This is a genomic window from Erythrobacter sp. RANMB8, from assembly GCF_056848235.1.
In genome coordinates this window covers 43,575-63,605 of the sequence record NZ_JBREHG010000006.1, presented here as the reverse complement: position 1 = coordinate 63,605, position 20,031 = coordinate 43,575, and the positions used below count along the sequence as shown (strand labels likewise).

Here is a 20,031-nt window from a genome sequence, read left to right as displayed (position 1 = left end):
GCTATAGCTGCTCCTTGAAGAAGGCACCGGCTTCATCAAGCGCAGCCTGGCCCTCGTCCAGCATTCCCGTGAACAGCTGCCAGACATGGGGCAGACCCTGATAGACGCGCAGATGGACCTTCACGTCCGCCATGATTGCCGCGCGCAGCAGCCGCAAGGAATCGTCAAGGAGCACCTCATGGCTGCTGACCTGGATGAGGATCGGCGGAAGATCTGTAAGGTCGCCATAGATGGGCGAGGCCTCGGGGGAGCGGGGGTCTGCACCGGCGAGATAGGTTTCGGCCATCGACGGCGCGACACCTTCGGTCACAAGGACATCGCGCGGGCGGTTCTCGATGATCGATTGGCCGCTTGTGCCCATGTCAGCAAAGGGCGAGAAAAGCACTGCTGCACGCGGCAAGGGCAGCCCGGCAGACTTGCACCTGAGCATGGTGGCAACGGCAAGCCCGCCACCAGCCGAGTCTCCGGCAAAGACAATTTTTTCAGGCGGTGTGCCGCTGTCAATCAACCACTGATAGGCGGTAGCCGCATCATCGACAGCGGCGGGGAAGGGATGTTCGGGGGCGAGACGATAATCAACCGCTAGCGTGCGCATCGCAGCAGCCTGACCCAATCGGGAAAGCAGGCCGCGGTGCGACGCGAGCGATCCAATGACATAGCCCCCGCCGTGCAGGTAAAAAATGGTTGCGTCTGTGCGGGAGCCGGGCGCGACGCCAATCTCGCAAGGGACGCCATTTGCATTGACTGCCTCAAACGCGATTGACGGGTCGGGCAAAGTGATTTCGCCCATGGCATCGAAGGCCACCCGCAATTCCGGTGGAGGCAAGGATCCAAGATCAGGGCCCGATTGGATCATTTCGATGACCTGTTGCAATTGATCGCTGGACATTTTTTCCTCCGAGGTTGCTATTGTTCTTGAAGGTCGGGTGCCCGCGTGGATGTCGCAGTGGGCGTTTCACGCACACTCTGCCCCTCACTCTCTCCGTGTGCCACGTTAATCGATTAGCTTGTGGCAAGCAAGTATTGACCGACTGGGGGCTGAGTGCGTATTGCCGTGGCTGAAGCGCACTGGAAAAAAGCGCGCGGGGAGAGGTGGAAAAATGGTTACGGACAGTGCGGCGTCGGTGGGGTTGCTCGCGTCGTACCGAGTGCTCGACGTTACCGACCATCGCGGCTTGCTAGCCGGACACATTCTAGCGCAGCTCGGGGCTGATGTGGTTCAAATGGAGCCTCCGGGCGGCAACACGGGCCGCAGGCAGCCGCCGTTCAACGCAGATTGGCGCGACTCAGAAAGTTCCTGTTATTGGGCCGCCTATGCGTCGGGAAAGCGGTCGATCGTCTGCGATCCGGTGACTGACCCGGCAACTTGGAACTCCTTGGTCAGCTCGGCGGATATCTTGCTTGAATCCGCCGCGCCGAGCGAGGGGAGGCCCGCTTGGCTCGACCCCGATGCACTCGCCGCCATCAACCCGCGCCTGATTCATGTCTCGATCACTCCCTTTGGGCTGACCGGACCCAAGCGCGACTGGCATGACAGTGAGCTGACGCTATGGGCCGCAGGTGGGCCGTTGCTTCTCACTCGTGATCACGATGGCCGGCCATTGCGGATAAGCGTGCCGCAGGCCTATCTGCATGGAGCGGCCACTGCTGCCGGAGCCGCTTTGATCGCCCATGCCGAGCGGCTTCGAAGCGGGAGAGGGCAGCATATCGACCTCTCGATCCTTCAGACCTTGCCGCAATGCACGCTCGGTGCTGTGCTTGCACAGTCGGTGGGGCATGAGATTTTCGTGCCCAAGCCCGGCCCGGTCAGTTCAGGCGGGAAAGCTGGGCCAATGGATCTCAGTGGCAGCGGGTCCTTGACCCGCCGGTCAAAGTGGCCAGTCGCCGATGGGCTTGCCGAAATGCATCTGGCGATGGGGCCTGCGACCGGCCCTTCGACCAACAAGCTGTTCGCCTGGATGATTGATGAAGGTGCAATGCCAGAAGCGTTCCATGATTGGGACTGGACCACCCTGCACGAACGCCTGGAGAGCGGCGACATCACCTGGAGCATGATTGAAGAAGCGCGCAATCATGTGTCAGCCTTTTTGCTCCGGTTCAAAAAGGCCGATCTGATGCAAATTGCGCTTGATCGCGGCATTCGCATAGCCCCGATCGACACGATCGCGGACATGCTGTCGAGCCGACAATTCGCTGCCCGCAATTACCTTGCCAACGTCGAAGGGGCGGACGGCACATATACTCTGCCGTGGGGATTTGCCGGCAATTGGCCGGGGGCCTTTGCCAGTCCCTCTGCCGCGCCCGAACTGGATGCGCATCGCGAACAGATTCTGGCGGATTGGGCGGCAATTGAAGCACCGGAGGCCCTGCCGGCGGAGCCGTCCAGGCAACCGCTGGAGGGGGTGAAGGTGCTTGATCTGGCCTGGGTTGTGGCGGGCCCGCTCATCGGCCGCAATCTCGCCGACTACGGCGCGACTGTCATCCGGGTCGAGTCATCCAAGCGGGTCGAAACTGCGCGCCTGATGGGACCATTCCCGGATGGGCAATATGATGTCCAACGCTCCGGCCTTTACGAGACCTGTAACGCGGGCAAGCTCGGGCTCTCGCTTGATATGTCGCGGCCCGAGGCGCGCGACATCGTTCGAAGTCTGGCGCAGTGGGCCGACGTGCTGGTGGAATCTTTCACCCCGGGACAGATGGCGCGTTGGGGCCTGTCTTATGAGGAGCTTGCAAAGCTCAACACTGGCCTGATCATGGTCAGCACATCGCTCACCGGCCAGTCAGGCCCTTATTCGAAGTACTCCGGGTACGGAAACCACGGCGCTGCGATTGCCGGCTTCCAGCATATTGTCGGTAACAGAGACGCGACTCCCGTTGGTCCCTATGGCCCCTACACGGACTTTGTCGCGCCGCGGTTTGGGATTCCTGCCACCCTTGCAGCGCTCGACCATCGCAGACGCACCGGAAAAGGCTGCTGGCTTGACGTATCGCAGACAGAAGCAGGAGTTCAATTCCTGGCGGCGCAGATGGCCGAGACTTCGGCTACCGGCAGAGTGCAGGGCGCCATGGGCAACCGCGATCTCGCGATGGCGCCGCACGGTGTCTTTCCGACGGCGGGTGATGATCGCTGGATTGCGATAGCTGTGCAGACAGACGAACAATGGGCTCGGTTTGCCGCGCTGGCTGAGATTGACGAACCGTCGTGGGCCACATTTGAAGGCCGCAAGCGCGATGAAGATGCAATCGAGGCGCGTATCGAAGCATGGACGTCCGGACAAAAGGTGGAAACGCTCGAGACATCGCTGCAAGAGTGCGGCGTTCCTACCCATCGCCTGACTTCGATCGAAGAATTTGCGTTCGATCCGCAGATTGTGGCGCGCAAGCATCTGGTCACCATGCCGCATGCGATTTCTGGCTCAACCGTGATCGAGGCGTCACCCTTTGAACTTCGGCGAACGCCTGCAAACTATATGCGTTCAGCGCCTTGCTACGGCCGTGACAACGTGGAGGTACTTCGAGACATCCTGGGATATGACACTGGGCAAATTCAGGAACTTGAGGATGCTGGAGTTCTAAGTTGATATGAAACGCCCTGGATTAAAATCACGCGCTTTAATTCGGCGGACTGTTTGAAGATGAGGGCGGATGGCTTTGGTTTGAGCGCGCCGCTTGCCATCGACCCGTGCTTGCGAGAGCAAGGCGGCACCACATGTTCGCTTATTGTTGGTTCACTTAGGTACTTTGGCGCACGCAATGATGGTGGCATCTCGTGACCGCACCTACGCTCACCACCAAACTCGACCGCGAGAGCCCCGAGGCCAAGGCCCGCTTTGCCTATAATCACGTGTTGGCGCAGGACCTGCGCGCGCGGGTGGCCGAGGCGGCGCTGGGGGGCACGGAAAAGTCGCGCGAACGCCATGTGTCGCGCGGCAAGCTGCTGCCGCGCGAACGGGTCGAGCGGCTGCTCGATCCGGGTTCGCCCTTTCTGGAAATCGGACAGCTTGCGGCCAACGGCATGTACGAGGGCGACGTCAACGGCGCCTCGCTGATCTGCGGGGTGGGGCGCGTCTCGGGGCGGCAGTGCATGATCGTGTGCAACGACGCGACCGTGAAGGGCGGCACCTATTACCCGATGACGGTCAAGAAGCACCTGCGCGCGCAGGAGATCGCGCAGGAGAACCGCCTGCCGTGCATCTATCTGGTGGATTCGGGCGGCGCAAACCTTCCGCATCAGGCCGAGGTCTTTCCGGACCGCGACCATTTCGGGCGGATCTTCTTCAATCAGGCCAATATGTCCGCGCTCGGCATCCCGCAGATCGCCTGCGTGATGGGCTCGTGCACCGCGGGCGGGGCCTATGTGCCGGCCATGTCGGACGAGAGCGTGATTGTCCGCAATCAGGGCACGATCTTCCTCGCCGGCCCGCCGCTGGTGAAGGCGGCGACGGGCGAGGAGATTTCAGCGGAAGACCTCGGCGGGGGCGATCTGCACGCCAGGAAGTCGGGCGTGGTCGATCACCTCGCGGAGAATGACGAGCACGCGCTCACCATCGTGCGCGACATTGTCAGCCACTTGGGCGCGAACACTGGCGCGGCGGCGGACGTCGCCCTGAAAGACCCCCGCCCGCCCAAGTACGACGCCGAGGACCTCTACGCCCTCATCCCCGAGGACGTGCGCGCGCCCTATGACGTGAAGGAAGTGATCGCGCGGCTGGTCGACGGCAGCGAGTTCCACGAGTTCAAGGCGCATTACGGCAGCACCCTCGTCTGCGGCTTTGCCCACATCTGGGGTATGCCGGTCGCGATCCTCGCCAACAACGGCGTGCTGTTCTCCGAGAGCGCGCAGAAGGGCGCTCACTTCATCGAGCTTGCCTGCCAGCGCCGCATTCCGCTCTTGTTCCTCCAGAATATCAGCGGCTTCATGGTCGGCGGGAAATACGAGGCGGAAGGTATCGCCAAGCATGGCGCAAAGCTCGTCACCGCCGTGGCGACCGCCACCGTGCCCAAGGTGACCGTGGTGACCGGCGGCAGCTTTGGCGCGGGCAATTACGGGATGTGCGGGCGGGCATACTCGCCGCGGTTCATGTTCACATGGCCCAATGCGCGCATCTCGGTGATGGGCGGCGAGCAGGCGGCGTCGGTGCTCGCCACCGTCCACCGCGAGGCCGATAGCTGGACGCCCGAGCAGGCCGAGGCCTTCAAGGCCCCCATCCGCCAGAAATACGAGGACGAGGGCAACCCCTACTACGCCACCGCCCGGCTGTGGGACGACGGGGTGGTCGATCCGGTGCAGACCCGCGACGTGCTGGGGCTTGCGCTGGCGGCGTGTCTCGAAGCACCGATTGCCGAGCGACCCGCCTTTGGCGTGTTCCGGATGTAACACCGATGATCCAGAAACTCCTGATTGCCAATCGCGGCGAGATCGCCTGCCGGATCATGCGCACCGCGCGCGCCATGGGGATAGCCACGGTCGCGGTCTATTCCGATGCCGATGCCAAGGCGCTGCATGTGCGCCAAGCCGACGAAGCTGTGCATATCGGCCCCTCGCCCGCTGCGGAGAGCTATCTGGTGGGGGCGAAGATCATCGCGGCGGCTAAGCAGACGGGGGCGGATGCGATCCACCCGGGCTACGGCTTCCTCTCGGAGAACGCCGACTTTGCGCAGGCCGTGATCGACGCGGGGCTGATCTGGGTCGGCCCCAAGCCTGCGAGCATCCGCGCGATGGGGCTGAAGGACGCGGCCAAGCAGCTGATGCGCGCGGCCGGCGTGCCGGTGACGCCGGGCTATGACGGGTCGGACCAGTCGGTCGAGCGGCTCACCGCAGAGGCCGAAGCCATCGGCTACCCCGTCCTAATCAAGGCGGTCGCCGGCGGCGGCGGGAAGGGCATGCGCAAGATCGATGCCCCCGCCGACTTTGCCGCAGCGCTGGAATCCTGCCGCCGCGAGGCCAAGGCCAGCTTCGGCAATGACGAGGTGCTGCTGGAGAAGTGGATCACCTCGCCCCGCCACATCGAGGTGCAGGTGTTCGGCGACAGCCACGGCAACGTCGTCCACCTGTTCGAGCGCGACTGTTCGTTGCAGCGCCGCCACCAGAAGGTGATCGAGGAAGCCCCCGCCCCCGGCATGGACGCGGCCACCCGCGAAGCCATCTGCGCCGCCGCCGTGCGCGCCGCCAAGGCGGTCGATTATGAGGGCGCGGGCACCATCGAATTCATCGCCGACGCTTCGGAAGGGCTGAGGGCGGATCGCATCTTCTTCATGGAGATGAACACCCGCCTTCAGGTCGAACACCCCGTGACCGAAGAAATCACGGGGGTCGATCTGGTCGAATGGCAATTGCGGGTCGCAAGCGGCGAGCCGATCCCGCTCAGGCAAGAAGACCTCAAGATCAACGGCCACGCGATCGAAGCGCGGCTCTATGCGGAAGACCCGGCCAAGGGGTTCTTGCCAAGCACGGGCACGCTCGAGATGTTCGCCATCGACGACGGCTACGCCCGCATCGAGACCGGCGTCGCCCAGGGCGATGCCATCTCGCCCTTCTACGATCCGATGATCGCCAAGATCGTCACTCACGCCGAGACCCGCGAACAGGCGATCTGGCGCATGGAAGATTGTCTCAGCGAACAGCTCGTCTTCCCGGTCAGGACCAACGCACCCTTTCTCCTGCGCGCGCTGCTGTCGGAAGAGTTCTTGCTGGCCCGGCTCGACACCGGCCTCATCGGGCGCAACCCGGAATGGGCCGATGCCGTGTCGCCGTCGCAAGCCGCGCGCGATCAGGCGGCACACGCGATGCTGCACCGCGAGACTGGCGATGTCGCGGTGAGAACGCCGGGCTTCCGCCTTAATGCCCCTGCACGCAGCGAAGTCGCGATGATGCTCGGCAGCGTGGTCGTGACCGGCGACGCGGCGCAGCCTGCCGCCGGGATCCTGCAATTCGACGACGGCGAGACAGTGTGGCTGAACGAGGCGGGCGAGACCTTCGCCCTGCGGCCCTTTGCCGCGCGCGGCACCGGCCACGCCTCCGCCGCCGATGGTGCGATCATTGCGCCGATGCCGGGCAAGGTCATCGCGGTCGATGTCGTCGAAGGCCAGGCCGTCACCGCCGGGCAGCGGCTGATGGTGCTGGAGGCGATGAAGATGGAACACGCCCTCACCGCGCCCTTCGACGGGGTGATCGAGGGGCTTACGGTGAGCGCCGGCGCGCAGGTGCAGGTCGATGCGGTGTTGTGCACGGTAGCCCTCCAACCTGAAAACCGCCAGGAGACTGGAGAATGAGACAAGAAATCACCCACCCCCGCACCGACTGGACCCGCACCGAAATCGCAGGCCTCTTTGATCTGCCCTTCACCGAGCTGCTGTTCCAGGCCGCCAGCGTCCACCGCGAATATCACCCGCCCACGCAGGTGCAGCTGTGCACCCTCCTCAGCATCAAGACCGGCGGGTGCCCCGAGGATTGCGGCTATTGCTCGCAGTCGGTGAAGGCCGACAGCGGCGTGGAAGCCACCAAGCTGATGGATGTGCAGGCGGTGCTCCAGCGCGCGGCGCAGGCCAAGGACGCAGGCTCGCAGCGGTTCTGCATGGGCGCGGCGTGGCGCAATCCCAAGGACCGCGACATGCCCGCGATCGTCGAGATCGTGAAGGGCGTGCGCGCCATGGGCCTCGAGACCTGCATGACGCTGGGGATGCTCGAACCGCACCAGGCCGAGATGCTCGCGGAAGCCGGGCTCGATTACTACAACCACAATATCGACAGCAGCCCTGAGTATTACGAGCGCGTCATCTCCACCCGCGATTTCCAGTGCCGCTTGGATACGCTGGATCACGTCCGCAAGGCGGGGATCAACGTGTGCTCTGGCGGGATCGTCGGCATGGGCGAGACGCGCGAGGACCGGGTGGGCTTCATCCACACGCTCGCCACCCTGCCGCAGCACCCGGAGAGCGTGCCGGTGAATGCGCTGGTGCCGGTGAAGGGCACGGTGCTGGGCAACATGCTGGCCGACACGCCGCTCGCCAAGATTGACGATATCGAATTCATCCGCACCGTCGCGGTGGCGCGCATCACCATGCCGCGCTCGATGGTGCGGCTCTCGGCCGGGCGCGAGTCGATGTCCGAGGCGACGCAGGCTTTGTGCTTCCTCGCGGGCGCGAATTCGATCTTCACCGGCGACAAGCTGCTGACCGCGCCCAATGCGGGCGACGACAGCGACGGCGCACTGTTCGCCAAGCTGGGGCTGACCGCGCTGAAGGGTGAGGAACCGGCCCGGCAAAACAAAGCTGCACTAGTATGACGTCTTTAAGCCAGCATTGCTCTAATTCTAAGTGATGCATACTAACCGGCGTGGCAGGAAGCTGATCTGCGTTAGCGCAGGTGCATGGCCCGACCGTGTGATCTATAGCGGACTATGCCGAAAACGCCGAATTCTAAAGCGCTAAATGGCCTGCCGCATCGCTGGCACATCCTGCCGCAAAGGTCCCAGCGTGGGGGTACTAATGGGGGTATATTTTCTGATAATCGATAAAATATTCAATAAATCAATACCTTGGAGGCTGAAGAAAGTCCCTCCTCCGCTACCATCGTCACCGCGACAATAGCACGATCGCGTGCCGGTATACTGGCTTGGAGCCAGCGCTAAACCGGCAGCCCCACGTAGTTTTCGGCGATGGCCGTCTGCATCGCTGTTGAGCGGGCGAGGTAATCGAGTTCGGCGGTCTGCATCCGGCGTTCGAAGGCGTTCTGGTGCGGGAAGGAGTGCATCAGTTTGGTGAGCGACCAGCTGAACCGTTCGGCCTTCCAGATGCGCGAGAGCGCCTTGTCGCGGTAGCCGATGAGGCCGTCCTCCTCCCCGCGCCGATAATGGGCGATGATCGCATCGGACAGATAGTGGACGTCCGACGCAGCGAGGTTCAGCCCCTTGGCCCCCGTCGGCGGGACGATATGCGCGGCGTCCCCTGCGAGGAACAGGCGGCCGTGGCGCATCGTCTCGAAGACGTAGGAGCGCAAGGGCGCGATCGACATTTCCAGTGCCGGACCGCGGGTCACGCCATGCTTCGAGATCGGGTTGAAGCGCGCCTCCAGCTCGTCCCACAGGCGGTCTTCGGGCCAGTCCTCCAGCCGCTCGCTCATCGGCACCTGGATGTAATAGCGGCTGCGCGTGGGCGAGCGCATCGAGGCGAGCGCGAAGCCGTCCGGCCCGTTGGCGTAGATCAGCTCGTCGTGGCAGGGCGGCACATCGGCAAGGATGCCGAGCCAGCCGAAGGGATATTCGTGGATGTACTCGCTGGCGAGATGCGCCGGGATCGCGCGGCGCGATGGGCCGTGGAACCCGTCGCACCCGGCGATGAACTCGCATTCCAGCACCACCGGCTTGCCGCCCGCCGTGTAGGTAACGAAGGGCTGCGCGCTGTCGACATCGTGGAGCACGAGGTCTTCGGCCTCGAACACGATGTCGAGCCCGCGGTCGGGTGCAGCGGCGATCAGGTCGCGGGTGATCTCGGTCTGGCCGTAGACCACCACGGTCTTGCCGGTCAGCGCCTTGATGTCGATCCGCACCATCATGTCGCCATCGGCGAGGTTGAAGCCGTCCTCCACCATGGCTTCGCGGCTCATGCGGGCATCCAGGCCGAGGCGGCGCATCAGATCGGTGGTGACCGTCTCCAGCACGCCCGCTCGGATGCGGCTTTCGACGTGTTCGCGGGTCTGCCGTTCGAGGATGATGCAGTCGATCCCCTCGGCCTTGAGCAGATGGCCGAGCAGCAACCCTGCCGGGCCACCCCCGATGATCGCGACCTGTGTCTTCATGCGGCGAATTCCTCGGTATCGATGGTCGCCTGCATGGTGGTGCCGTAACGCGGCCCGGCGACGGTGTGGCGGTTGATCAGGGCGTCGAGTTCGTCAGCCAGAGCGGGAGACATCACCCAGTCGGCGCGGGCGATGTTTTCGGCCAGATGCGCCGGATTGGCGGTGCCGGGGATCGCGACGATGTGCTCTGCCTGTGCCAGCACCCAGCCGAGGCTGAGCTGGGCGGGGGTGACGCCTTCGCGTGCGGCGATGGCGTTGAAGGCCTCGGCCAGCGCAAGGTTTGTCGGCCAGTTCTCGTCATTGAAGCGCGGCATGGTGCGCCGCAGGTCGCGCTGGTCGAACGTTGAGGGATCGCGCACGCCGTTCGCCAGCACCCCGCGCGCGACCGGAGAAAAGGCGACGAAGGTGATGCCGAGTTCGCGGCAGGTATCGAGCACCGCGATTTCGGGGTTGCGGCTCCACAGCGAATACTCGGTCTGCACCGCCAGCATCGGCCTGACCGCATGGGCCTCGCGGATATGCGCGGCCGACCATTCCGACACGCCATAGCCTGCGATCTTGCCGGCCGCGATCAACTCGCCCATCGCGCCCGCCATCTCGGCAACCGGCACCTTGGGGTCGAAGCGGTGCATGTAGTAGAGATCGATGTGATCGGTCTGGAGCCGTGCAAGCGATGCGTCGATGTTGCGGCGGATCGCATCCGGCGAGCAGTCGATGCCGCGGTTCGCGCCCTCGATCACGATGCCGGTCTTGGTCGCGAGGAAATACTCCCCGCGCCGCTGCTTCAGCGCCTTGCCGATAAGCGTTTCGTTATGGCCGAGGCCGTAGATGTTGGCGGTGTCGAGGTGGTCATAGCCGAGGTCGAGCGCGGCGTTGAGCAGCGCCAGCGCATCGGCTTCCTCCGGCATGGCGCCATAGCCCCACGACAGGCTCATGCAGCCGAGGCCGACCGGCTTGACGCTGCGGGTGCCGATCCGGCGCATCATGCCTCAAGCTGCCGTTCAAGCTCGCCCAGCACGCGGTAGCAATCTAGCACCTTGGCGACCGAGCTGTTCGGCTCGCGCCCCTCACGGATCGCGGCGATGAATTCGCGGTCCTGCAATTCGATCCCGTTCATCGAGACCGCCACGCCCGAGACGTCGATCGGCTCTTCCTTGCCGGTCACAAGGTCGTCATAGCGCGCGATGTAGGTCGCGCTGTCGCCGATGTAGCGGAAGAAGGTGCCGAGCGGGCCATCGTTGTTGAAGCTCAAGGACAGGGTGCAGATCGCCCCCGTCTCGCTCTTGAGCTGGATCGACATGTCCATCGCGATGCCGAGTTCGGGATGCCGCGGCCCTTGCATGGCGTTGGCCGCCACGATGCGTCCGGCCTGATAGGCGAAGAGATCAACCGTGTGTGCAGCGTGGTGCCACAGCAGGTGGTCGGTCCAGCTGCGCGGCTCGCCTTTCGCGTTGATGTTCCGGCGGCGGAAGAAATAGGTCTGCACGTCCATCTGCTGGACGTTGAATTCGCCCGCAACGATGCGGTTATGGACATATTGGTGGCTCGGATTGAAGCGCCGTGTGTGGCCGACCATGCAGACCTTGCCGGTCTCCTGCTGCACCCGCAGCACCTCCTGGCTGTCGGCCCAGCTGTCGGCCAGCGGGATCTCCACCTGCACGTGCTTGCCCGCCTTCATGCAGGCAATGGCCTGTGCTGCATGCATCTGGGTCGGGGTGCACAGGATCACCGCATCGACATCGTCGCGGGCGAGGGCATCTTCCAGTTCGGTCGACGAATGGGATGCGCCATAGCGGGCGGCCACGGCGGCGGCCTGCTCGGCTGTGCGGCTGATGATCGAGGTGATCTCCACCCCTTCGATATTCTTCAAACCGTCGAGGTGCTTTTCCCCAAACGCTCCGGCGCCGGCGAGGGCGATTCTCATGTGACAGGCTCCAATACGATGTGGCCGATGGCCGTGTTGCTGCACGGGACGTGGTAATGGCGGTGCAGGCAGCGGGTGGCGCGCCCCAGGGCGCCGCGCATGATGAGCCACATCACCATCTCGATGCCCTCCGACCCCGTCTCGCGCAGATATTCGATGTGGGGGATGCGGCGCAGATGGTCGCTGTCGCCGATCAGGCCGTCGAGGAACATGTTGTCCCACTCCTGATTGATCAGCCCGGCACGCGGCCCCTGCAGCTGGTGGCTCATCCCGCCGGTGCCCCAGATCTGCACATTGAGATCTTCGGGAAAGCTCTCCACCGCCCGCGCAATCGCCTCGCCCAGCGCCCAGCAGCGATTGCCCGAGGGCGGCGGATAGGTGACGACATTGACCGCCAGCGGGATCACCTTGCAGGGCCACTCGGCGACCTCGCCGAACATCATCGACAGCGGCACCGTCAGCCCGTGATCGACGTCCATCTCGTTGATGATCGTCATGTCGAATTCGTCGAGGATCAGGCTCTGCGCGATGTGCCAGGCGAGATCGGGATGGCCGATCACGTCGGGAACCGCACGCGGGCCCCAGCCTTCGTCGGCGGGCCGAAAGATTTCGCCGCAGCCGATCGCGAAAGTCGGGATGATCTTCATGTCGAAGGCCGAGGCGTGATCATTATAGACCAGGATCACGACGTCGGGCTTCTGCGCGACTTGCCACTCGCGGGTCCAGTCATACCCGGCAAAGATCGGCGCGAAATAGGCGTCGCGGTCCTTTTTCTGGTCATGCGCCACGCCCAGCAGCGGCACGTGGCTGCTGGCGATACCGGCGGTCAATCTCGCCATCAGTTCTGCTCCCTGATCGAACGCAGGCCTTCGGGCGAACGCCCGCCGGCATTCATCATCGCCTGATATTCCTCGACGCTCGCGCCGGTCATCGTGCTGACCGCCTGCACGAAGCTGAGGCCGTCGGTCGAAAAGATCTTGGCGAGGAAATAGATATTGCCGCCCAGATCCAGCAGCCGGTTGTAGTCGCGGGCGAGGACAGCCGATCTCTGCTCCTCGGTCAGCGGCCAGTCGGCCAGATAGGCCGCTTCGTCGGCGCGCCAGCGATCGCGGTTTTCGGGCTTCATCAGGCTCATCGCGAACTGGTTGAGGTGATAGCCCTTGCGCGCCCGCGCCGCGGTGAAGACCCGGGTGCCGGGGATGTCCTCGAACTCGGCGAGGTAGGCGTGGATGTCGCTCGTCATGCCTGCTGTTCCCTGGCGATCATGCGCTTGATGACGAGCCGCGCCTTCACTCCGCCGCTGTCGATCTCGTAGGCGGTCATCTTCAAGTCGGGGTTGGCGTCGATCGAGCGCTGCTGGGCCTCGAGCACCTCGACATCTTCGAGGAACACCCCTGCTTGTCCGGCCTGCAGCCGGCCGGTGAGGCCCCGGTCGTCCTGCCCGAAATGGCGGCTCATGCCCCAGAAGTAATGGCAGGTGGTCCCGGTCTCCGGGGTCATGCAATCGATCACGAAGGCGCGCGCGCCGGTGTCGTGCGCCTCCAGCGTCGCGCCGTCTTCCACGAGGGCCACGCCGACATCGATGATGACGTTCGATGGTGCCACGAATTCGCAGATCTGCCAGCGATCGACCTTGCCCGGCTTGCCCAGCGCGCTACGCCAGAAGGGCGGCGCGTCGATATCGGGCATCCACCGCTTGACGAACACTCTCTCGCCGTCGGTGACGGTCTCCAGCGGGTGCTCGACGATCTCCTTCTGCCCGATCGAGCTCTGGTGGACATAGGTTTCGTGCGTCAGGTCCATCAGATTGTCGATCAGCAGGCGATAATCGCAGGCGATGCGGTAATGGCCTCCATCGAAAACCCAACCGGGTTCGCTGCAAGGCCACAGATCGGGGATCAGCGCCGGATCGGCAGCCTCCGCATCGCCCATCCAGATCCACACCAGCCGGTGCCGGTCGACCACCGGATAGCTCGTGGTGCAGATCTTGCGGTTCACCGGATCGTTCTTGAGCGGCATCTCCTCCGCCACCCCGTCCGCGCCAAGCTTCAGACCGTGATAACGGCAGCGCACGGAATCGCCTTCGCGGAAACCCATCGACAAAGGCAGCAACCGGTGCGGACAGGCATCGCGCAGTGCCACCGGTTCGCCCGACAAGGTGCGGTAGAGCACCACCGGCGTTCCGCACAGAGTGCGCGCAAGAAGGCCGGCACCGACTTCGTGATCCCACGCGGCGGCATACCAGGCATTGCGCGGCCAGGTGGTCACAGCCCGCGCTCCTTCAGCATCGCATCGAGCCGCGGAAACACGCGCCTCGCGTTGCCCTCGAAGATCATGTGCCGGTCTCCCTCGGAGATATCGAGCGCGTCGATGTAGCGCTTGGTGTCGTCGAAATAGTGCCCGGTGGTGGGATCGATCCCGCGCACCGCGCCCACCATCTCGCTGCCGAACAGGATGTTCTTGGTGTCGATCACGTCGGCCAGGAGGTCGATCCCCGGCTGGTGATAGACGCAGGTGTCGAAGAAGATGTTGTTCATCAGATGCGTGCCGAGATCGGGCTTCTTGAGCATGTCGGCCAGCCCGCGATAGCGCCCCCAGTGATAGGGCACCGCGCCCCCGCCGTGGGGGATGATGAAGCGCAGAGTGGGAAAATCGGCAAACAGGTCGCCTTCGAGAAGCTGCATAAAGGCGATGGTGTCGGCCGCGATGTAATAGCCGCCCGTCGCGTGCATCGCCGGATTGCAGCTGCCCGAAACGTGGATCATCGCCGGCACGTCGAGTTCGACCATCTTCTCGTAGAACGGATACCAGAAGCGATCGGTCAGCGGCGGATGCTTGAAATGCCCGCCGCCCGGATCGGGGTTCAGGTTGCAGCCGATGAAGCCGAGCCCGGTGACGCAGCGCTCCAACTCGGCAATCGAGCTGGTCATGTCGGCCTCGGGCGATTGCGGCAGCATGCACACGCCTGCGAAAGTTTCGGGATAGAGGCCCACCACCCGCGCAATCAGATCGTTGCAAGCCCGCGCCCAGGGCACCGCCACGCTCTGGTCACCGACATGAGGGGCCATCGCCGAGGCGCGGGGAGAGAAAATCGTCATATCCGCGCCGCGCTCTTTCAAAAGGCGCAGCTGGTTGGCCTCGATCGTCTCGCGGATCTCCTCATCCGAAATGTCGGGATAGGGCGGGCACTCAGTCCCCGCCTTGAAGGCCGCCTTCTGCGCCTCGCGCCATGCGTCATGGGCCTTGGGCAGGACGGTGTAGTGGCCGTGGCAATCGATGATCATGGTCATGCGTGCAGCTTTTCTCTGGCGGCGCTGCGCTGGCGGCGGATCGTGCCCTCGGTCATTATCGGGGCGACGCCAAGCGCAAGCAAAGTGAGCGCGGATTGCTCCATTTCGGCAGCCCGGCGTGCGCCGTGGGTCGCCATGCGTTCAAGGTTGTAGGCGGCGCGTTCGCTCCACGGGCGGGGCCTTTCGCTGGCATCGAGCGAGGCGAGCACTTCCGCGGTCACCCCTGCCGCATCGGCAGCAGCCATCATCTCGTCGGTCAGCGCCTCGATCCCCTTGATCATGATCGAGCGGATCATCTTGATCGCGCTGGCCCGGCCGACCTCATCGCCGACCACGCGCACATCGGTAAATCCCGCTTGCGCAAGCGCATCTGCCGCCGCCGCAGCCGCCGGACCGGAGAGCAGCAGGGGCACCGCCATGCGCGCAGGCTCTACCGGGGCGAGCACCGCGACATCGACATAGCGCGCACCGGCGCTCTCCACGATCATCGCGGCGGCGCGTTTGGTTTCGGGTGCAACCGAGTTCATGTCGCACCAGATCGCCTGCGAGGCGAGCATCGGGGCATAGGATCTCGCCGCCGCCAGCGCCTGATCCGCCGTGACCAGCGACAGCACCAGCGCCGCGCCCGCCAGCGCCTCATGCGGATCGCAAGCGCGCCTGACACAGAAGCGTTCCATCGCTTCCTGCCGGGCGGGCGCGATGTCCCACGCGCAGGCGCGCTGTCCCCAATTCGCGGCGGCCGCGAAAGTGGCGCCGGCTTCACCGAAACCGATCAGGGCAAGATCATGCGTCATCGCCGCGTGTCATGCACGTGGCCAGCGGCGCGGCGCCAATCGAATGGTGTGCCGGGCTATTCGAAACTGCGAATTGTCATGATTGGCCGGGACACGCTTCGCGCAGCTTTTCGAGCAATGTCGCCTCGGCGCGCGTCGGCCGCCAACCGGTGCGGGTGATGATCCCGATGGTGCGGCGCACGGGCGCAGGCGGGGGCAGCGCGGCGAGAAGCCCCGCATCGAGCTCGACCGAAACCTGATCGGGTGAAAGCAGCGTCAGCCCGTCACCCGCGATCAGCAATTGCCGGATCATCATCACCGAACCGCACTCGATGGCGACATGGGGGATCGGCAGGCCGAGCGCGGCCAGCATCGCCTCCCAATAGCGTCTCAGCGGGGTCGATCGGTCGGGGAGAAGCCATGGATAGTCAAGCATCGCGCGGGCGATATCGGTCCGCGCAAGGATCGGATGCCCCGCCCGCATGACGAGCGCCGGACGATCCTCGAACGCCGTCTCCTGCGCAAGATCGGGCGGAAGCTCTTCGCGCAGGGCGCCCAGCAGAACGTCGATCTCCCCGTCGCGCAAGGGACCCGCGAGTTCGGAATAGCTGCCTTCCAGCACGGCGATGTCGATATCCGGCTGCGCCATGCGGAAACGCACGATGGCCTCGGGCAGCCAGCGGGCGCGCGACAGGGGCATGGCTCCGACGACGATCCGCCCCCCGGCCTGCCCGCGCCATGCCGCCACTTCGGACAGCCCCGCCCGCAACTCCGCCATCGCCAAACCGAAAGCGCGGGCACGGCGCGCTCCGGCGGGGGTGAGGATCAGGCTCCGCCCGCGCCGGTCGAACAGACGTTGGCCTAGCGCGACCGAGAGATCGGCGACAGCACGGTGGAGCGATGCTGGAGAAAGTCCGGTGGCCTCGGCGGCCGCGGCATAGGTCCCCCCGCGCACCACCGCCAGGAAGGCGCGCAGCTGGGTGCCTGTCACGCGCGGGCTGCCGATATGTTCGATCGCCGCCTCGGCACGGGGGGCGAGCAGCAGGGCAGGCTCGGTCGGGGTCATGCCCGATGCCCCGCGATCGAACAGCGAGACGCCAAGGCTCGACTCCAGCCCGGCAATCGCCTGCGTGAGCGCGGGCTGCGACAGGTTGATCGCCCGCGCCGCCCGGCTGACGCTGCCGTGCCGCACCGTTGCGGCCAGCGCGGCGAAATGGCGGATGTTGGGTGCGCGGTCGATCATGGAGAATAATTAGCAAATATTTATACCCCGCGCCAACTTCGCATTACGCATTCCGGGCGCAGCGGCGCATGGCGTTGACGCCGGAACAGTCGGGAGCGTGCAATGACCGGGATCGTCGTCCAGAATATCGACCGCGCCAGCCAGGATGTGATCGACGGGCTTGCCGCCTGCGGTGTCGCCACGGTCCACGAAGCGCAGGGACGCACCGGGCTGCTCGCCAGCTACATGCGCCCGATCTATTCCGGCGCGCGGATCGCGGGCAGCGCGGTGACGATCAGCGCGCCGCCGGGCGACAACTGGATGATCCATGTGGCGATCGAACAGCTCCAGCCGGGCGACATCCTCGTGCTCGCACCGACAAGCCCCTGCGTCGATGGCTACTTCGGCGATCTGCTCGCGACCAGCGCCATGGTGCGCGGCTGCCGGGGTCTGGTCATCGATGCCGGCGTGCGCGATGTGCGTGATCTGACGCAGATGGGGTTCCCCGTCTGGTCAAAGGCCGTGTTTGCGCAGGGAACCGTCAAGAACACCCTGGGCAGCGTCAATGTGCCGATCGTCTGTGCCGGGGCTGCTCTTGAACCAGGCGATGTGATCGTGGCCGATGATGACGGGGTGTGCATCGTCAAGCGCGCCGATGCAGCGCTCGTGCTGGAGAAGGCGCAGGCCCGGGAAGCTGCCGAAGAAGGCAAGCGCCAGCGGCTGGCAGCGGGCGAACTCGGGCTTGATATCTACAACATGCGCCCGCGGCTTGCGGAGATGGGCCTCAGATATGTCTGACCCGATCCGCTGCATGTGGATGCGTGGGGGGACGTCCAAGGGCGGGTTCTTCCTGAAGAGCGATCTTCCCGAGGATCCCGCGCAGCGCGATGCTGTGCTGTTGCGCATCATGGGTTCGCCCGACCCGCGCCAGATTGACGGGATGGGCGGCGGCGATCCCCTTACGAGCAAGGTTGCCGTGGTCAGCCGCTCGTCGCGTCCCGGTGTCGATGTCGATTACCTGTTCCTGCAGGTGTTCGTCGATCAGGCCATCGTCACCGACGCGCAGAACTGCGGCAACATACTCGCCGCCGTCGCGCCCTTCGCCATCGAGCGCGGGCTTGTGGAGGCTGTCGACGGGATTACCCGTGTGGCCGTCCACATGGAGAATACCGGACAGGTGGCAGTGGCCAGCGTCGAGACGCCGGGCGGGCAGGTGCGCTATTGCGGAGACACGGCGATCAGCGGTGTGCCCGGCACTGCCGCCGCGATCCCGCTGGCCTTTCGTGATACCGCGGGATCGTCCTGCGGTGCCTTGCTGCCGACCGGGCGCAACGTCGATGTGATCGACGGGGTGGAGGTTACGTTGATCGACAACGGGATGCCCTGCGTCGTCATCGCCGCCGCGGATATGGGCATCACCGGATATGAAGACCGCGAAACGCTGGATGCCGATGCAGCGATGAAGGCGCGGGTCGAAGCGATCCGCCTGAAGGCCGGGCCGCTGATGAACCTTGGCGATGTGTCCGAGAAATCCGTGCCCAAGATGATGCTTGTCGCAGCGCCGCGCGCTGGCGGCGCAATCTGTGTGCGTTCGCTGATTCCGCACCGGGTCCACGCCTCGATCGGCGTGCTTGGCGCGGTCAGCGTGGCAACCGCATGCCTGCTCGAAGGTTCGCCGGCGGCGCGGCTCGCGGTGGTGCCGGATGGGCGGATCAAGACGCTCGCGGTCGAGCACCCGACCGGTGTGACCGAGTGCGTGGTGACCCTCGATATGGCCGGCCAACCTGTCGAAGCCGGTATGCTGCGCACCGCGCGCAAGCTGATGGATGGAGTTGTTTTCGCATGAGCACGACTGATGCCGATGGCCGGGTCCGCAGCTGGACGCTCACACCATCGGTGCCGCGGTTCATTCCGCCGCCCGGCGCGGTCGATGCGCATTGCCATGTGTTCGGCCCGATGGCGCAATTCCCGTTCAGCCCTCAGGCCAAATATCTGCCTCAGGACGCGGGGCCGGAGGATCTGTTCGCCTTGCGCGACCGGCTTGGCTTTACCCGCAACGTGATCGTTCAGGCGAGCTGCCATGGCACCGACAACCGCGCCACCCTGGATGCGATCGCCCGGTCCGGCGGCATGGCGCGCGGCGTTGCGGTCGTCGATCCGGCGATCACCGATGCCGAGCTCGATGCGCTTCACGCCGGAGGCATGCGGGGGGTGCGCTTCAATTTCCTCAAGCGGCTGGTCGACGATGCGCCCAAGGACCGGTTCCTTGAAGTCGCTCGCCGCCTTCCGGCCGGCTGGCACGTGGTGATCTATTTCGAGGCCGACATCCTCGAGGAACTGCGCCCCTTCATGGATGCGATCCCCGTGCCGCTGGTGATCGACCACATGGGACGGCCCGACGTCCGACAAGGCCCTGACGGAGCTGACATGCGTGCCTTTCGCCGCCTGCTCGATAGCCGGGAGGATATCTGGTTCAAGGCCACCTGCCCTGATCGTCTGGACGCAATCAAGGATGGTGGGGCGGGGCCGCCCTGGCATGCTTTTGCCGATGCGGTCGCTCCGCTGGTCGCCGACTATCCCGACCGCTGCCTGTGGGGCACCGATTGGCCTCATCCCAACATGGAGGGCGAGATCCCCGATGATGGCCACTTGGTTGACATGATCCCGCGCATCGCGCGGACAGTCGAGTTGCAGCACAAGCTTTTGATCGCGAATCCGATGAAGCTCTACTGGCCGGATCAATGAACAGGACAGGGAAGACTTTTCACGCTGAGCTTGTTGCCTTTTCTCCTGTCTAGAAGAGACGGAGGATACCTTTTGCCTTAGGGCAGCGCGCATCATCCGGGCTGGTAGCTGTCGAAGCGATGGGTCTAATCAACGCCGCACATTAAGGGGCGTTGCAAATCAATTACCCAATCCGTCCCTAGAGATCCTCCTCCGCTACTGGCAAGTCTTCGGGAATGTGTGTTGGCTTTCTGGCGGACTGGCCTTTTTCGATCCTGCCACGGCCTGTGCCGTTGTCTGCA

Annotated in this window: 17 protein-coding genes; 7 read left to right on the top strand and 10 right to left on the bottom strand. The window is 64.6% G+C overall.

Annotation, left to right across the window (positions count from 1 at the left end; genetic code table 11):
• Position 1: 1 nt before the first annotated feature.
• Entirely contained in the window at positions 2-889 is an 888-nt protein-coding gene (locus tag ACU0AG_RS09795) for an alpha/beta hydrolase (protein WP_482782096.1), read from the bottom strand.
• 211 nt (positions 890-1,100) lie between these two features.
• Here ACU0AG_RS09795 and ACU0AG_RS09790 point away from each other — a divergent pair, with 211 nt between their 5' ends.
• From ACU0AG_RS09790 to bioB, 4 genes are all read left to right on the top strand, one after another.
• Entirely contained in the window at positions 1,101-3,581 is a 2,481-nt protein-coding gene (locus ACU0AG_RS09790; protein ID WP_482782095.1) for a CaiB/BaiF CoA-transferase family protein, read from the top strand.
• A gap of 188 nt (positions 3,582-3,769) precedes the next feature.
• Complete coding sequence (locus ACU0AG_RS09785) at positions 3,770-5,377, top strand: carboxyl transferase domain-containing protein (protein WP_482782094.1); 1,608 nt, start codon at positions 3,770-3,772, stop codon at positions 5,375-5,377.
• Between the two features lie 5 nt (positions 5,378-5,382).
• Positions 5,383-7,272, top strand: coding sequence for an acetyl/propionyl/methylcrotonyl-CoA carboxylase subunit alpha (locus ACU0AG_RS09780; protein WP_482782093.1), 1,890 nt, complete (start codon positions 5,383-5,385; stop codon positions 7,270-7,272).
• A complete protein-coding gene (gene bioB, locus ACU0AG_RS09775; RefSeq protein ID WP_482782092.1) occupies positions 7,269-8,285 on the top strand; it encodes a biotin synthase BioB in 1,017 nt (338 codons plus the stop codon). Before ACU0AG_RS09780 ends, bioB begins: the two co-directional genes overlap by 4 nt.
• Positions 8,286-8,626: 341 nt before the next feature.
• Here bioB and pobA read toward each other — a convergent pair whose 3' ends face one another.
• The 9 genes from pobA to ACU0AG_RS09730 all read right to left on the bottom strand — a co-directional run bounded on the left by pobA (position 8,627) and on the right by ACU0AG_RS09730 (position 17,026).
• Entirely contained in the window at positions 8,627-9,796 is a 1,170-nt protein-coding gene (gene pobA, locus ACU0AG_RS09770) for a 4-hydroxybenzoate 3-monooxygenase (RefSeq protein ID WP_482782091.1), read from the bottom strand.
• Positions 9,793-10,782, bottom strand: coding sequence for an aldo/keto reductase (locus tag ACU0AG_RS09765; protein WP_482782090.1), 990 nt, complete (start codon positions 10,780-10,782; stop codon positions 9,793-9,795). Before ACU0AG_RS09765 ends, pobA begins: the two co-directional genes overlap by 4 nt.
• Complete coding sequence (locus tag ACU0AG_RS09760) at positions 10,779-11,720, bottom strand: Gfo/Idh/MocA family oxidoreductase (protein WP_482782089.1); 942 nt, start codon at positions 11,718-11,720, stop codon at positions 10,779-10,781. The genes ACU0AG_RS09765 and ACU0AG_RS09760 overlap by 4 nt, the downstream gene beginning before the upstream one ends.
• Positions 11,717-12,559, bottom strand: a complete 843-nt coding sequence (locus tag ACU0AG_RS09755) for a class III extradiol dioxygenase subunit beta (RefSeq protein WP_482782088.1) — start codon at positions 12,557-12,559, stop codon at positions 11,717-11,719. Before ACU0AG_RS09755 ends, ACU0AG_RS09760 begins: the two co-directional genes overlap by 4 nt.
• Complete coding sequence (gene ligA, locus ACU0AG_RS09750) at positions 12,559-12,963, bottom strand: protocatechuate 4,5-dioxygenase subunit alpha (protein ID WP_482782087.1); 405 nt, start codon at positions 12,961-12,963, stop codon at positions 12,559-12,561. The genes ACU0AG_RS09755 and ligA overlap by 1 nt, the downstream gene beginning before the upstream one ends.
• A complete protein-coding gene (locus tag ACU0AG_RS09745; protein ID WP_482782086.1) occupies positions 12,960-13,988 on the bottom strand; it encodes an aromatic ring-hydroxylating dioxygenase subunit alpha in 1,029 nt (342 codons plus the stop codon). The genes ligA and ACU0AG_RS09745 overlap by 4 nt, the downstream gene beginning before the upstream one ends.
• The gene (locus ACU0AG_RS09740) at positions 13,985-15,010 is read right to left on the bottom strand and encodes an amidohydrolase family protein (RefSeq protein WP_482782085.1); all 1,026 of its coding nucleotides are present in this window, start codon (positions 15,008-15,010) and stop codon (positions 13,985-13,987) included. The genes ACU0AG_RS09745 and ACU0AG_RS09740 overlap by 4 nt, the downstream gene beginning before the upstream one ends.
• Positions 15,007-15,804 carry a DUF1932 domain-containing protein gene (locus ACU0AG_RS09735; protein ID WP_482782084.1) on the bottom strand — a complete coding sequence of 266 codons (798 nt, stop codon included), beginning with the start codon at positions 15,802-15,804 and terminating at the stop codon, positions 15,007-15,009. The genes ACU0AG_RS09740 and ACU0AG_RS09735 overlap by 4 nt, the downstream gene beginning before the upstream one ends.
• 76 nt (positions 15,805-15,880) lie before the next feature.
• Positions 15,881-17,026 (bottom strand): LysR family transcriptional regulator, encoded by a 1,146-nt coding sequence (locus tag ACU0AG_RS09730; protein ID WP_482782083.1) that lies wholly within the window; start codon positions 17,024-17,026, stop codon positions 15,881-15,883.
• A 102-nt stretch (positions 17,027-17,128) separates the two neighbouring features.
• Here ACU0AG_RS09730 and ligK point away from each other — a divergent pair, with 102 nt between their 5' ends.
• From ligK to ACU0AG_RS09715, 3 genes are read left to right on the top strand one after another with little or no spacing between them, the layout of a single operon-like run.
• Positions 17,129-17,803 (top strand): 4-carboxy-4-hydroxy-2-oxoadipate aldolase/oxaloacetate decarboxylase, encoded by a 675-nt coding sequence (gene ligK, locus ACU0AG_RS09725; protein ID WP_482782082.1) that lies wholly within the window; start codon positions 17,129-17,131, stop codon positions 17,801-17,803.
• The gene (locus ACU0AG_RS09720) at positions 17,796-18,851 is read left to right on the top strand and encodes a 4-oxalomesaconate tautomerase (protein WP_482782081.1); all 1,056 of its coding nucleotides are present in this window, start codon (positions 17,796-17,798) and stop codon (positions 18,849-18,851) included. The genes ligK and ACU0AG_RS09720 overlap by 8 nt, the downstream gene beginning before the upstream one ends.
• Positions 18,848-19,750: an amidohydrolase family protein gene (locus ACU0AG_RS09715; RefSeq protein WP_482782080.1), complete on the top strand. Its 903-nt coding sequence runs from the start codon at positions 18,848-18,850 to the stop codon at positions 19,748-19,750. Before ACU0AG_RS09720 ends, ACU0AG_RS09715 begins: the two co-directional genes overlap by 4 nt.
• Positions 19,751-20,031 lie beyond the last annotated feature (281 nt).

Coding starts and splice junctions, on each gene's coding strand:
- ACU0AG_RS09755 (WP_482782088.1), bottom strand. CDS start 12,559: ATGGCGAGATTGACCGCCGGTATCGCCAGCAGCCACGTGCCGCTGCTG.
- ACU0AG_RS09790 (WP_482782095.1), top strand. CDS start 1,101: ATGGTTACGGACAGTGCGGCGTCGGTGGGGTTGCTCGCGTCGTACCGA.
- ACU0AG_RS09730 (WP_482782083.1), bottom strand. CDS start 17,026: ATGATCGACCGCGCACCCAACATCCGCCATTTCGCCGCGCTGGCCGCA.
- ligA (WP_482782087.1), bottom strand. CDS start 12,963: ATGACGAGCGACATCCACGCCTACCTCGCCGAGTTCGAGGACATCCCC.
- ACU0AG_RS09795 (WP_482782096.1), bottom strand. CDS start 889: ATGTCCAGCGATCAATTGCAACAGGTCATCGAAATGATCCAATCGGGC.
- ACU0AG_RS09760 (WP_482782089.1), bottom strand. CDS start 11,720: ATGAGAATCGCCCTCGCCGGCGCCGGAGCGTTTGGGGAAAAGCACCTC.
- bioB (WP_482782092.1), top strand. CDS start 7,269: ATGAGACAAGAAATCACCCACCCCCGCACCGACTGGACCCGCACCGAA.
- ACU0AG_RS09735 (WP_482782084.1), bottom strand. CDS start 15,804: ATGACGCATGATCTTGCCCTGATCGGTTTCGGTGAAGCCGGCGCCACT.
- ACU0AG_RS09780 (WP_482782093.1), top strand. CDS start 5,383: ATGATCCAGAAACTCCTGATTGCCAATCGCGGCGAGATCGCCTGCCGG.
- ACU0AG_RS09715 (WP_482782080.1), top strand. CDS start 18,848: ATGAGCACGACTGATGCCGATGGCCGGGTCCGCAGCTGGACGCTCACA.
- ACU0AG_RS09720 (WP_482782081.1), top strand. CDS start 17,796: ATGTCTGACCCGATCCGCTGCATGTGGATGCGTGGGGGGACGTCCAAG.
- ACU0AG_RS09740 (WP_482782085.1), bottom strand. CDS start 15,010: ATGACCATGATCATCGATTGCCACGGCCACTACACCGTCCTGCCCAAG.
- ACU0AG_RS09765 (WP_482782090.1), bottom strand. CDS start 10,782: ATGATGCGCCGGATCGGCACCCGCAGCGTCAAGCCGGTCGGCCTCGGC.
- ligK (WP_482782082.1), top strand. CDS start 17,129: ATGACCGGGATCGTCGTCCAGAATATCGACCGCGCCAGCCAGGATGTG.
- pobA (WP_482782091.1), bottom strand. CDS start 9,796: ATGAAGACACAGGTCGCGATCATCGGGGGTGGCCCGGCAGGGTTGCTG.